This is a genomic window from Fibrobacter sp. HC4 (assembly GCF_023373925.1).
In the GTDB taxonomy this organism is placed as follows: Bacteria; Fibrobacterota; Fibrobacteria; order Fibrobacterales; family Fibrobacteraceae; genus Fibrobacter.
Genome location: NZ_JALCZV010000024.1, coordinates 38,840 through 54,296, shown reverse-complemented (window position 1 = coordinate 54,296; position 15,457 = coordinate 38,840). Strand labels below are relative to the sequence as shown.

The window sequence follows — 15,457 nt, the reverse complement described above, 5'->3', positions numbered from 1 at the left end:
CTGGAATGCGAAGCCGACGCCCTCTCTGATGGCGAACACGTTTACATTCCGTCCGTGATGGAACACGTGGAACTTGCAGGTGTCCACTCCGGTGACTCCGCCTGCATTATCCCGCCGGAGACCATTACCGAGGCAAATAGCTTGCAAGCGAGTGTCGCAAAAATAAACTTGTTTATTTTTATGACCGAGCGCAGCAGCGGACGCCGTAGGCGTCCAACCTGAAGACCATCAAGGATTACACTCGCAAGATTCTAGAAACACCTCGGCTCGGCAACGCCCGTGCAAGCACAGTCGCTGCACTCGCCTTGCGGTGTTTTGCTGAATCCCTCCACGTTTCCAAAAACGTCTTCGGTTCGGTCATGCCAGCCCGCAAGCGGTCTGTCGCGACACTCACCTTGAGACGTTTTGCGGTCTCATGAACATGCAGTACGCTATCGAAGACGACAAGGTTTTCGTTCTCGAAGCCAACCCCCGCGCATCTCGTACCGTGCCTCTAGTTTCCAAGGTCTGTAACACTCAGATGGCCCGCCTTGCTACCCGCCTCATGATGGGTGAAAAGCTGGAAGATCTGAAGCTGAAGGACAAGAAGTTGTAGAAACCCAATGCGCCTCGGTCATGTGCAAGCAAGCTTGCCCGCGACACTCGGCTTAAGGGTTTTCAAGCACCACGGCGCCAAGGAAGCTGTGTTCCCGTTTGACAAGTTCCCCAAGGTTGACCCGGTTCTCGGTCCTGAAATGCGTTCCACCGGTGAAGTGCTGGGCCTCTCCGAAGACTTCGCCCTGGCTTACTACAAGAGCCAGGAAGCTGCAGGCTCCATCCTGCCTTCCAGCGGTGCGGTTCTTATCAGCTTGTCTGACAAGACCAACCTCTGCGACCAGGCTATCGAAGTGGGTCAGCGTTTCCAGAAACACCTTCGCCTCGGCAATGTCCACGCAAGCGTGGCCGCTGCACTCGACTTACGGTGTTTTCCAGGAACTGGGCTTCAAGATCTACGCTACCGAAGGCACCGCCAAGTTCTACGAAAAGGCTGGCGTCAAGTGCGAAGTGGTGAACAAGATCGCCGAAGGCCGCCCGAACGTTCTGGATGTCATCCTGAACAAGCAGGTGAACCTCATCATCAACACCCCGTGGGCTCGCCGCGACGCTGTTGCCGATGACAAATGCACAAGGCGAATGCCGCGACAGAAAACTTGTTTTCTGGCATGGCTGAGCCAAGCATTTGGGCTATGCCCATGCGCCATCCGTAAGGCTGCCATCAATAGTACGCAAGGTGAGCGTCGCACAAAAATGCTTGCGCTTTGCAAGCTATTTTTGTATGACCGAACCGCAGTACGGACGCCAAAGGCGTCCAATACAAGACTCCTTACATCACCACTCTCGCCGCCGCTCTCGACACCGTCAAGGGCATTGCGGCTGCTAAGGCTGGCAAGGGCGAAGTGAAGAGCTTGCAGGAATATCATGCTTCCATTGAGGAAGTGTAACGTAAACGTCATCCTGAGTGCGTAAGCGCGAAGGATCCAGACCTGCGAACCCAAACATTCAAAGGACTGCAGCGATGCAGTCCTTTTTGTCTTGATTTTATGTTGTATAGAGCTATATTTAAAACATGAAGAATTTGTTAATCTGTGTATCCTTTGTTGCATTGCTCTTTTTGGTAGCGTGTTCCTACGAAGAACGGGTGATAGACCGGTTTAATTCTGTTGAGTTTGTAACATTGGTTGATGATACCACTGGGCTTCTTTTAGTGGAGTCTAATGAAAAAGTGGAATTCTATTCGTCATACATTTCGGGTATGGACGAAAGAACTGATGTTGTTGGCAGAAAATATGTTTATGTAGATATGCGAGAAGAAAAAATTTATAAGGAGGTTGATTATCCGCTTTCAACACCTATGAATTGGGTTGTTATCTCGGATTCTCTGCTTCTATTTTATTGGTATTATGAAAAAAATGGAAGGTCGGAATTAACTAAAGCCTCGGCGTGGAATTATCATTCTAATGTATTGGAAAATTGGTCTGTAGTTTCGCGAGAGACGCTTCCTACAAATGTCGTCAAAGGCGGTGCTTCAATAAGGAGTGATAATTATTATGTACGTAAGGGGTATGCGAATTGGGGAAATGGTCAAATATCCATGGCTGAATACGTAAATTATGAGTGCAGTGATGTGATGCAAGACGAAAGAGGACTCTATTGTTTGCAGATAAAGGATTGTTGTATGATGGTTCTTGATAGTGAGGGGGATATTGTTGACTCTTTGCATGTTGGTGATGAACATTATGTGTTTTTTAAAGGCCGATATATCTATAATGGAAAAATATGGGGCTTGTATGATGGGGAGAATGTATCCTTACACTATTTGTATGATATTGAACATTCTGATTCCGGTAATCTAAAAATCACGGATGGAGTTGGCAATAGTTTTATATACGAATCGGACAAATTGTAAATTTCATGTAAATTTGCAAGAATATAGGGGAAAGCCTTCCCCTGGTTCGCACACGCTTGCGCTTATAGCTCATCACCCCTTCGAGCGGGTGCTCAGACGCCGCACCCGCAACGCCCGGCTTATTGCTATTCAATGTTTTTTTAAAGCATCTTGATATTTTTTTGTTCTTATAACTATCTTTATAATAAGATGAAAAAGATGGTATATTGTTTGTTAATGATCTCTATGCTGTTATTTAGTGCATGTTCTAGAGATGATAAGGTTGTTGATTCTAGAGTACGTGTTTCGCTTGTTGCTGTGTATAGTGACTCATTAGCTTTGTTGAATGTGGATTATGAGAACTTGGTGGAATCCTATTCATCATATCTTCAGGGATATGATACTGAATGGAATTTGGTTGAGTCAAAGTTTTTCTTAGTAAATATGTATAGAGAAGAAGTTCTAAGAGAACTTGTAGCTCCGTCAACACCTTGTGGAGCATGTGTGTTTCAATTAGATAAAACAAATTTGATTTTTTATGATTATAAATTTCCTCCATTTAAAGTGAACAAAGCGTTAAAATGGAATTTTGACAAAAATGTTGTTGAAGATTTGGAAATATCTGATGAAAAAGTTTCTATTGATTCGATAGATAGTAAAATGCAAATAAATACGTTTTATTCCAATGAGGAAGGTTCCGTCTCGGCGGTTAGAAGATTTTATTTCTATCTAGATGATAAAGAGAAATTATTGAAAGAAGTGGAAATGTCGAGTATGATGTGGAAAGGGAGATGTTTAGATTTCTATTACAGGGATTCTTCTTTTATATGTCTTGCCATAGATTCGGATACCTTAAAATTATTGAATGAAAAACAAGAAATTCTTGATTCAATATGGGTGAAGCAAATGTCAGAAATCCGATTCTGGGGACCTAAATTGCAGATAGATGATAGAGTTTATCGGCTTTTGGAAAATGGTGGAATAGATAGGAAAAATTGGCTTGAGATACAATTTGGCCGACAAGGTGAATCGTTTCCGATAATTTTCTCGAATGATAGCGTATCAGTCTTCTATGGTGAAAACAACTTGTAAATTTTGTGTAAATTTGTAGAAAAAAACTCTTTACAAATTATATATATATTTTTTTTTATTTTACGTAGTTTTCTGTGTTAGGAGTAAAAATGCGTCCAAACTACGTAATCCTATTTTTATCTTTGGTTGTGTCCCTGTTTGCAAAGCCGATGGAAGCTTTGTCAGAATACAATGTTTTCTTAATTCATGGGGCCGGATCTAAATGGGGTGGCCTAAATTGTGATGAGGGTTATAATGATAAAGGTGACCCTTATCCGCAGGCCGCACAGGATACGATGTTTGGTGATTTGATTCCCAAAGGAATAAAGTCGAGGGCTGCAGGAATGATTAAAGACCTACGTCCTTGGCTGCGCGATGATATATTTGAGAAGGACTATGGTGAAAAGGTCTATCTTCATCGATCGTTTACGAATCCTGCGAATTCCCCGAGAAATAATGGAAGTGAAATTGGAAAAAGAACTTGGGTTGGACCGAATCGTTGTTCTAATCGTCGTTCCTTATTGGAGGAAGCTCAAGAAGTTGATGCTGGTGGCCAAAGTGCGCTACATGGATTTCGTCATGATTCTTTAGATAGTTATCGTAAAATTCCATCAAGAAATATCCTTATTTCCCACAGCATGGGTGGTGTTGCGTCTCGTGAATATGTGCAAGGAAATGTTTATAATGATGATGTTGATAAAGTGATAACTCTTGATAGCCCGCATGAGGGAACAGGTGCATTAAATTTGTTGCTTGAATTGAAAGAGGTTGATTTTGGTGATAGATTGGGAAAGGCCATAACGCAGGCTGCGACTATGGAGGCTTTTGCGATAACAGCTTTTTTAATGGGATTTGAATCAGTCTCTTCTAGCATAGCTTTGTTAGGGGTTGTTATTCCTGTATGGAGTAATTCTGTAGCGCCTTTGCTTGGTAAGGGTATTCTTGCTGTGTTAGGTGATGGCTTTGATTATTATAAAGAAGATTCTTTGACTGCATATATTGATCCTAATTCAGGTCGCGACGACGGCGTTTCTTTCTTGAAAGGACAACCTTATAAAGATAACTTGCCAATGTTCAGATTACTGTATGGCGAAAATGGGTTAACGTTTAGTGATCCTAATCAAAATTTTTTCAATAAAACAGGACTTTCACAATTTGTTCCTAGTTCAATAAGCGCTTCAATAAGTAATGCGTGGACGCATTTAAGTGATGGAGGCAGTATTTCTGAACGAACCTATAATACGGTTGCGTCTATGGCGTATGGTTTTCTTGCTGGTGTAACTTTACAAGAGCAAGGTACAGCATTGATTCCTAGCTGGTCTGGAAGTGGAAACGAAACTGCTGTTTTTAAAGATTCAAGAACGGATGTGAAAAAATCAGCATATAATGGCAATATTGCTTTATATGCTGATTTTAATGATTTTTCTACAGATGCTGATGTTGAATTGTCGATAGACGCTGCTAAAGATTGGTTTTCTTACTTTCTTGATGAACTTAGTGTTCCTTTTTCAAGGGTCGGCACCGTTATTGATGAAGCTATCGCGATTCTCGCCATTGCTGGTGTAACAGCGGCAGTTCTGGAAGAAACTCTTTTTTGGAATCAACCTGCATTGAAATTAGCTAAAGGAGCTTTACTTTGTGGAACGGGAATAAACATGACTATTGTTGGTTTGGGTTATGTTACAATTGCGGCGATTGCAGATTTGAAGTATTCGCATCAGGTTCCCGTAAATTCACATTTCCAGAAAAAATGGCATGGCGCAGAAAATAAGTTTAGTTTGGCTGTTGATGGTTCGTCTTCGCATACTCCATACTTGATGGAAGATTTTCTTTATGAAAAACCTTATGTCAATTTAGGTCTTTTCGTTGCAGATCCTACTTTGCAGGCCATAGATCCGAATTGCTATTACGAAAAATCTCGGACTAGTAATAGTACTGATTGCGAAATTGGTTTGTACGGAAAGCGAGATTCCGTTCTTGTTTCTGGTGATACGCTTAAAGTTGATGGTTCCTTCCAAAAGAAAAGGTATAACGAATATCAGAAAAATCCGATTGAATTTAAGACAGATGCCGATTGGAATAAAATGGGCGTCAAGATTGACCGATGGGAACGAGTGAGTGGTATTGATGCTAATGGGAAAGTTTCTTCGGATGAGGTTCCCATTCGTCACGTAGAACGTTACGAAATTCCACCAATTACTGTGACGAACTACATTGAAAAATATTCCTTTGTTGTTGACGACTTGATGCCACACCGTCTGCGTGAAATCTATATGAATTTCAACTTCCAGCAGGAACTTGTCTGGGAATGTGACGTGGAAAAGGATCCGACAGCAAATGATGCCTGCAAAGTCTATAAGAGAATTGCTGGTCAAAGTTGGCCGACTACTCCTCTGATGACTGTTCCGCATCCTGTGAAAAAAGATGGTCATTTTGATTTCAATGCAAGAGACTACTTCAATGCCTCCTATAATGATGATCTTTCTGTAATACAGAAGGATAACCAGAATACGGTAATCGTGTCTGTCGTGAACAAGATTGGTCTTTCCAATACGCAGAGGTTCTATTATCTGTTTAAGGCTACTGAAGACCTTTTGGAATCTAGTTGGCCGCTGCCGAATGTCGTGGTGAATAAAATCGACGGCTTTGTGGGTTCTGCAAGTGCCCTGGATTATCAGGGCTTTAGCATCGTCAGCGCTAAAGATTCTATTTTCCGTTGCGTGACAGCGAAGTGCGATTCCTCGGATTCGATTGCGTCATGGCATGCGATGACGAGTTCTCCTACTGCTGAAGGACTGAGATTCTCGTCAAGTCAAAAGGTTGATAGTCCGGCAGAAGGTGATTATCTTTGGGTTTTCAATGCGACAAGTTTTAATTCTACGGACAATTCGTCTGATAGCGGCGATATATATTTGGTTCCGTTTGTCGTGGATACTACGGCTCCGAAGTTCACATTGACGACAGATAGCTATTGCGTGAATCCGGACAGTTCCGTCTTTATAGCCCGTGTAAAGGTCGATGGTAATGATTCCTTGACAACGAAAAACAGGGATGCCGCCGATATCCGTATTATGCAATGGACTCTTGAACAGAAGAAAGGAGGAACCTACAACAAGGTGTCTGATGCAAAATTGCCGTTCCTTTACGATGTCGTCTCGAAGGACTTTGCTGTAACCTGGGATGGAGTAAACAAGAAATCTCTGACGGATGGTGAGTATCGTTTAAGTGCGGCTGCGATAGATTATGCTTTGCCGAACTTGACTGCCTACGGAGCGGTGAACGCGCTGTTCGAAAAGGTTGTCAAGCAGACCGCTAGTGAAACGGACTGGAATTCGGTCATTAATAACCACAAGTTGAATGTCGGTTATGATACGGTAGAATTTAGGGTAGATAAAACTGCGCCAGCTTTGCCCAAATTTGATTTGGTTGCAGCCCCGATGGATTCTCAGAAGGTGTCTAGATACGCTTCCTTGCCGAAACTAGCCCGCCAGGACAATCAGTGTGTGTATGTGTCTAAGGATAGCCTCCTGAACATATCGTATTCCGTTCGTGAAGCATTGAACGGCCGTAGTGAAACGTCCGTCTTTATAAACTGGTTGTTTAAGCATATTCCTGACAGCAATGCTGTTGACCGTGCCGGTGATTCTGTGTGGCTTGACAAAGACCAGGTTGATGGTAGCTGGACCGAAAATACGGGGCTTCTGTTGGAAGATGGCGAGTATCGCGTTCTTGCCGTTACTCGTGACGAGGCGAAGAATACATCAACTCCGATTAAGTCGTATCCTGAAAAGATGCTGATTGACCGAACAGCCCCGCAAATTGAAGGCCTTATAAGTACGATTCCCGTCTATGATACTGCATCTACAAAACCGTTCGAAGCCTCCATCAAAGTTTCCGAAAGTAAGGATGTGGCTGTCAACCGTACCGGTATGAAGTGTAGCTATAGAATTATTGGTGGCGGCAATGAAAATCAGTGGCGTGAAATTACTGGCTCCGTATTGCATACGGAAACATTCAGGTTCTATCTTGATAAGGGCTTGATTGGAACAAATGACGGGAAACGCTATCTTGAAGCAGCCTGTGTGGATCTGGCGGGAAATGTCGGTGTTCGCACCAGTCTGTTCTTTGTGGGAAAACGTCATCCGAATATTGTTTCTCCTACGGAATCTGGTGATTTAAAGATGCCGATTATCCCGATTGTGGGCATTGCTCCGCCCGATTTTGACGATGACGAAAATTCCGCTGTTTATCGTCTAAGGTATAGGGAAGCAAATTCGACGGAATGGGAAACAGACAAAATCATGACTGTTGCAGCCAACCGTTCGAAGGATAGCGCGAATATATCGAAAATTGCGCAGAGTAACGAAGGAGTGTTGGGTTATTTCTATCGAGATACCATCTATGATAAGCAGTATTATATTGAACTTGGGGTCAAGACGTGCGATAGTTGTTCCTGGCGTACGGATTCGGTCCTTATAACTTTGGGTAAACTCGCGGCGGACAGCGTGAAACCGGTAGTCGCATTCGATGTATCGAAAACCTCCATGGTCGTCGGGGTGGATTCAGTAAACATGTCGCTCCGTCTGACGGGGAATCCGTCTGGAGTATATATGCTGCGTATCTATGCAGAAGACTCGAAGGGCGTCGGTGTTTTTGACAGGTCGGTTGAACGAGCCTGGGCAAACCCGTATTATGGTTCGCCTTATGATTTGACTGCTGGATTGGTTTATGATTCCACAAAGTCCCCTGCAGGGGTGTGGTTCTATCAAGATGACAGCTTGTATCATTTGAGATGGTCCGGTTTGCCCAACACGTCTGAATTGCAAGTCTCGTTCTTGTCTTCGTCTTTTGGCGAAACCTGCATGGCCCTGAAGGGCAATGTCATCATGAATCTTGACAAGGGGTGTCGTGTTGAATCTCAAATGAACAATTTCCCCGAAATTACTTCGGAATACTTGAGCGGTTATCCGATGTTGATGCCGCCTACGACAACCGACAATGTCATGATTCTCTCGGGTGATTCTGGACATGTCGTGATGAAGTCGGAAGGTGCATTCCGTATAGTTGGCAGCCATATCGATACACTGGCTGGGCATAACGTACCTGTGTATTTCGGGTCTAGTGAAATGGCCGGCTTTACGCTTGCCGGTCAGAACATTGGTGTCGATACGATGAATGTGCTGCAGACGGGCTGGAATGTTCATCCGGAAGCCTTTGGGTTGTCGTTTACATGGGATGGCCGCCTGGATTCCCGGTTCTTCCCGGCCGATGGAAAGGTGAAGGTTTATGCCGAGGTGACTGGACTTGATGGTGAAAATGCGTTCGTCGATGTACAGACGAAGGAAATTGATCTGACCTCTCAAGATGTTAAGGTCGTGCTAAGCAACAGTCTGCCTGTTTATCCTTTAATCGTGAAGGACCCGACTTCGTATAAATTGGGTTCCATGAGCATTCCTTATGGCATTCTTTATAAAGATGCTTATGTGAACATTGAAATTCGTGACTCCGCCGATAATCCAATCTCAGTGCTGGAGACAAATAAATTCGTTGCAGCGCATTCTAACGGCAAGGCGTATTCTGTAACATGGAACGGGAAGCGTGATTCGGATAATAATCCTGTAGATGCTGGGACTTATAAGGTTGTAATCAAGGCTTTCCCTGCTGGAACCATTGATACGACGGGAGGAAATAAACCTAAGGGTGATTCTGCGATAGCGCTATTGTCGGTAATTACTACAAATAGCATGATTGACAAAACTCCGGGTGACAGGTCGCATACCGATTCCGTGAGCATTTATGTTTCCGAGGCCGTTACTGATTCCAGTTTGGGACGAGTTGTCAACAGGTATGAACCCATCGCGGATTACTTTGTTGATGCTGAATTGAGTGGAAAATACTTGCCCAAGAATATTCGCGAGGCGAATCTCGTTACAAAATTTAGTGGAACGCAATATCCGCTTGGCTTTACGCCGGAACGATTCAGTCTAGGTATTAAGAGACAGAGACAAAGTTTGGATTTGGTTGCAGTCATATGGGTAGATAGGTGGATCCAGTCTTGTACTGATGGAAGGTGTGATACCACAGATACAAGGAATGAACCTCTTGCCGATGTTAGACCGATACATTTTGATGAGCAGTCCTTGTCAACATCTATAGATATTGATATTGATGCTGCAAAAAAATATGGCTATTTAGGTGGGCCAGACTTGGCGGAATTTGGCAAGAAAACGAAGTTTGATATGTTTGTTACATCATGGAGAGAATGGGATTCTTTTTATAATAATGGACAATGGGATGGATCATTGCTCGCATATACTCTGTTGAAGACAAACTCTTTATGGGACTTGTCTAAAATTGATGTTAATGATGTAGTTATTCCGGCTCCGGGACAAGGTGGGTATTTGCCATTCCCTCGAAAAGAACGGGGCTCTTGCGCGGCAGATGAAGAGGTAAATGAAAATGGAGTCCATCAGTGTATATATACGCAAGATTCTGTTTCAAATCAGTACGACCCCAATAGGGAGCTGTTTGCTGTAGAACTTGTAGGAAATTCAGCATCCAATTTTTATACAAATGAACAAAAAATTAATCCAGATCATTGTGATAACACTCGCTATAGAAAATTGAAGTTTAGTATCAAACTAACCATTCCTCCCGAGTATTGGAATGCTCCTTTCGGCTATGATAATCTTGTGAACCGTACCATTCGTTTTGACTCTAAGAATATAAGCCTCTATGGTGAAAAAGATGGATATTTCCATACGCTCGAAAAAAATTCTCTAACGATGAATTTATCGAGAGCGAAAAACCTATTTGATGGTTCTCAATGGAATCTTAAGCATAGTTATGGTTTGTTGACTCCTTTTGAAACGCAGCATTTACCATATTTTAAAGCTAGTGAACTTTCTGGTGGTGGAAATACATTCCTTTTTGCGGATGAAGGTGTCGGGTTTGAACAGGTATCCCGATTCACTCTAAAATTCTACAACGACCCAAATGACACGATAAATTATAATAGTCGCCATTTTATTGCGCATATATTTGCTCCAGGTTATGCACAGAACATAACCAATAATGGTGATTCGTTGAAAACAGACTACTTTATGCCTGGCGATATTGATTTCTATGTCAGCATGAACAAGTCTTTTGGGGCCGTATTTGCCGAAAATGCGGATAAATCCGTACGTTTAGATTATCCTGCAGGTGGTAAAGGCGTAAATAACCCGGGTAATGGGAAAACATATTATCTGCTGGGTTCCAGGATTCATCATTATTATAATGACTACAGCGATGTTGATTGGTTGAAACAGTTCACTTTGAACGGTGATACTACCAGTTATTTCAAAAATCTCTCCAATTTTAAGACTAATCCTGATAATTTGATTTTGTATTCTAATTCTGACGTTGATTTTGATCCAGGTTCGCTTTCTTCATTGCATCTTGATTCCGCAAAGGTTGTAAATGGTGATTCGCTTGTTAGATCGCTGTCTATTAGCCCAGACTCTTATGATGCAAGTTCGAAAAAGTTTAGTGCTTATATTGCTTTGCCGATTTCGATAAGCGGTGATGTTGTTCCGACTTATACGACATTGCTCAAAGGTGTCCCGAATGAGAAGTACAAAATTTCCAACGATACGCTTTATATTGCCGCATCCGACTGGAAACAGGATGTCAGGTATCGACGTTCTTTGGATTTTACTTCCCAGTTGCCGGAACGGACAAGTGCCAAGGAACTCACGATAAATCATCTTTATCGGTATCAAAGCGGAGTGAACTATAGAAGAGAATCCGATAATAATTTGTATTATGGCACGGCTGCGGAAAAAGAATGGACTCGTAATCCGTGGATTAAGGATGTTGAAGTCGTATCTTCAAGACTGGTTCATTTGGATGATTCTGTCCATTCACATCTTGATGCTGTCGGGAATGCAACAACTCCATCTAGTGTCAATATCCAATACAAAAATGAAATTGATGTGAAACGCCCCAAGGAACTTGTGGAAATACGTGCGAATTTGATACCGGGGACGAAATATCATCTTCTATATTTGAAGGATTCCGTGTATTATCCGGTTGTAGATTCTGCCATAGAAGTCAAGACGTCCGGCGAACGCAGACTTGCCTGGTTCAATGTGAATAGGCTTCAAGGGAATACACAGTTCCTTTTGACCTGGGGTGGCGATAATGAGGGTGGCGACTATAGTTGCAGTCACTACAATCTGGTAATCGGAAAGCAAGTAAAGGATACTGAGCAGGGTACGGTCACATCGCTGTTTGACGAAGTTTCTGTTACGTTCCCGCAAGGTACGCTTGATTCGAGTGACGATTTTACGGTTCGTACGGTTGCTGCCGAAGACTACCATTTCGAGGTGTTTAACAACGTGCCAATAACAGGGTCGATTGTGGAAGTTTTGCCTCCGAAGGTGTTTGGCGATACGTTGCCTCGCATTGAAATCAAGATTTCCAAGGCGGAGATGCGGGATATGAATGTTACGCCGAGTACCTTGAAACTCTACAAGGTCGATTTTACGAATAAAAAGTTTATCCCGCTTGACAAGGTACTGTATGGATATCTTGGTGCAGACGGGCATGCAGCGGTTGCCAATGGCTTTGATACCGCGGAATGTGAAATATGGAATGATTCAAAGTGCTATCCGGGTAATGACGACCTATGGGAATATATTTTGATTTCCGGCGTAACAAAGACGTTCTCGGTTTTTGCAGCCATGGATTCTAGATTGGCGGAAATCCCCGATTTCAGTCTAGAAATCTTGCCGGCAATAGCAGGCACATCGGATCGTGATGTTCGAGTAATCGGCTTGAAAAATTTTAATCTGTATGTTGATAACGATTCCCTGTGGAACGATAGTAATGATGTGACTCCGGCAAAACTGTTGCCTTATAGCCTAGATGCCAATGAAATTGCCCATGTGCAGTTGCCTAGGCGTGGAACGATGACGGATACGAACTACGTGTTTGTCATTGCCAAGAACGATACTTCGGAGTTGCCTTTGGCACCTGCCGCTGCCCGTGCATTGACTGTTCCGGCGAACTTTGCATGTTCTACCCCGTCTGATTCTGTATGGCTTGGTCTTGACAATGGTTTCATGGCTTATGGTGCTAGTTGCAATCAGCCGGGTGACGGAATCGTCTCGTTGTATTTAAACGATAGGCTTATTACGGAAATTCGTGCCGAAATCCCGGACACGATTGTTTACGATGGTTCTAGGAAAATAGGAGGTTCTTCTGTTGGCAAGATAAAGAATGGTGTGTACGAGTCGACCTACTTGGGCATGTCTGTCCTTGGTAATGAAATGCAGGTGATGGGTCCGAAGGTCTATACGGATTCTGCCCGTCCCAAGGTCTCTTCATGGAATGTTGTTGATTCCTCCGATGTACTTGATCGAATCTTTGTGGTTTCGGCGAAACTTGAAGATTCCGAATCGGGAATTGCCAAGGTGGATATTCGTTCTGTATTTAGTTCGATACCATTGAAGGATGTTTCGATGATGCCTGATTCCAATGGTAATGTCTCTGCCAAGGTTCGTCTTAGCCGTAAGGAGTTGGCAAGTTGCATCGGATGTAATCTTGCCATTACAATGCATGTGGAAGATTATGGTCATAACTATGAAGAAATAACCTATGAATCGTCTAAACTTTATCCGTATCCGCAATCTCTCGCCTTGTGGTATCCTGCAAGGGAAGGTATGGGAAAAATTGTTCGCGAGATGATTGGGACGGCCCATGATTTGAACCTGTCCATGTTTATGCCTTGGCTTAACGATGTCGGCCTTTATTTCTATCGAGACGGAGATAAGGCTGTTGCCAACAGCAATGTGAATCTGGGTGTATCTGATTCTTACACGTTTGAGGCCCGCATAAATCTTGGCTATCCGCAGGAAGATGACTGGCTCCGTGTAATGGGCTTCTCCAGTGTTAGCCGTAATATGGAAATTCAGATTAGGGGTAAAGATATGCGCCTTGTCGAACAGAACCATATTTGGCTTGCTGAAAATGTGTTGCCTCAAGAAAAGGCTTGGAGCCATGTGGTTGTCACGGTTGATTCTTCCAATGTCAATTTCTACGTGAACGGGAACATGGTTATGACAAAACCGGCTGGAATTTCTATGAATCGAGTGTTCAACGGAAAGTTCTCGGTAGGCGAAAGTTCGACGATGGAGGGCTTTGTTGGCCATATTGCGGACATTCGCATGTATCTTTCGGCCTTGAGTACTGAACAGGTGCTGGAATTATCGAAACCTGTTACGGATGAGGGCGAGGAATCGCAACTGATTATTGTTAATGTAAATGACATGGATGTTGTGAATGGCTTTGACCGTCAATTTACTTGCTCGGTCGTCGGCAATAATTTCTATCGTTCGACGGCTAAGGATGCGAAATTGAATATGACGATTAATGTCGAACAGGCCGGAAAGTACAATCTGGTGCTCTATGCGCGTTCTGCAAGTTTGGAAAATGCCGAAGTTCAATTCGGTGCCGGTTCAAAGCAGAAGGGTGTGATGCCGCTTGCTCAGGTATGGAGAGCTTATACGGTATCAAATATGGCTCTTGAACTTGCCTCTGGAAGACAAAACTTCGAATTGATTGTGCCTGCTGGAGTTGATATTGCTGGCTTGGCCTTGGCTACGGATGATATTTCCGCATCGGATATTGCGTGGAATATGGCTGGTGATAATGGCCTGCAACCTGTACAATCTAGCAAGGTAAAGACGTTTGTTCGCTACGAAGGCTTTGCCGATTCTTCCATGTTGCGTCCGCGAGTCCGTATCGTGAATACATCAGGCGAGGCTATCAATGGTTATTCTGTTCGCTATTACTTCCGTGGCGAAGTTCCTGCTCTGGTTCATGCATCGGCCTTCTTCCCTCAGGATAGTTCGACACTCTCGGTCCATGCCGAAAGCAATCGGACAGGGTATGTGGAGTGGCGTTTTGCTGATTCCGTAATTCAGGCAAATGGCTCACCGTTCTTTGGCGAAGGTCCCCTTTTTGGACTGAACAATATTGAATGGAATGGCTGGTATTCTGCGGATGACCCATCTTTCGTGCTTAATGCGGCTAGAGACTTTGTTGAAAACAAGGGTATAATCGTCCTTGACAAAGACAATAACCTGATTGGCGGCTCCTGCGCTGAAATGGAAGATGAAATTGAGGATGTCACATCGGCCCGTGTACTTGCAAGGGATGTCCGTGCTAGGACGACGGGAGATCCGCAAGCGAGTGAAATTTATCTGAAGGTTGAAAATACAGGTAACATGCCTATTGCCGGATATGATGTCCGTTACTATTTCTATGTCGAAGCTGGATTTACTCCAGTCATGGAAATCTATGGAGACGGTCTTCCGCAAGGTGTGACCGCAGAAAAGTCCAATCTCGGTAATGGACGGTGGATGGTAAATCTCCATTGTGAAAATATTCTTGGCTCGGGAATGTCCTGGAATCGAGAGGGTGCTTTTACATTGCATCTTCCAGATTGGCAAATGGGTTGGAACGCGAATGATGACCCGGGGCATGTCGGAATGACCACCTCTGTTGCAGAAGCGGTAGGCTTCAATGTGGTTGATTCGCTCGGCAATGTGATTTATGGAAAAGAACCTAGCTGGCCTACGGGACAATTGGTCCTAGTTGAAACACCCAATGGGTCTGGAAGTCCTGATTCATCGTATGCCATAGATTTTGGCTATACCGCTCCGGATGATTCTATTCCGATCACTCGTACAGAGGATGGACTCGTGGTAACGATGAATGCATATACCTATGTATCTCTGGATTTGATCAATGCCGGCGGCATTCCTGTTCGTCATGTCTATACGGGAACTCTTGCCCCGGGACAACAGTACATTCGTGTGGATTGGTCTGGAATCAACATGAGAAATACCTATCTTGCGCTTCGTATTAATGGAGCCTTAAAATCGACAAAATTGTTGACCCTTCTGTGAGGAA

4 protein-coding genes and 1 pseudogene are annotated in these 15,457 nt (G+C 43.7%); all 5 read left to right on the top strand.

The window, feature by feature from the left end; all coding sequences use genetic code 11:
• Positions 1-222: hypothetical protein (locus MMG03_RS13835; protein WP_249506543.1), on the top strand; the 222-nt coding region annotated here is incomplete at its 5' end.
• A 187-nt stretch (positions 223-409) separates the two neighbouring features.
• A pseudogene (locus tag MMG03_RS16185) lies at positions 410-1,140 on the top strand (hypothetical protein); the annotation flags it as partial.
• 466 nt (positions 1,141-1,606) lie between these two features.
• Positions 1,607-2,446, top strand: coding sequence for a hypothetical protein (locus MMG03_RS13815; RefSeq protein ID WP_088666441.1), 840 nt, complete (start codon positions 1,607-1,609; stop codon positions 2,444-2,446).
• Positions 2,447-2,635: 189 nt separating this feature from the next.
• Positions 2,636-3,517, top strand: a complete 882-nt coding sequence (locus MMG03_RS13810) for a hypothetical protein (RefSeq protein ID WP_139258161.1) — start codon at positions 2,636-2,638, stop codon at positions 3,515-3,517.
• Between the two features lie 89 nt (positions 3,518-3,606).
• Positions 3,607-15,453 carry a LamG-like jellyroll fold domain-containing protein gene (locus MMG03_RS13805; protein WP_249506540.1) on the top strand — a complete coding sequence of 3,949 codons (11,847 nt, stop codon included), beginning with the start codon at positions 3,607-3,609 and terminating at the stop codon, positions 15,451-15,453.
• Positions 15,454-15,457: the final 4 nt, after the last annotated feature.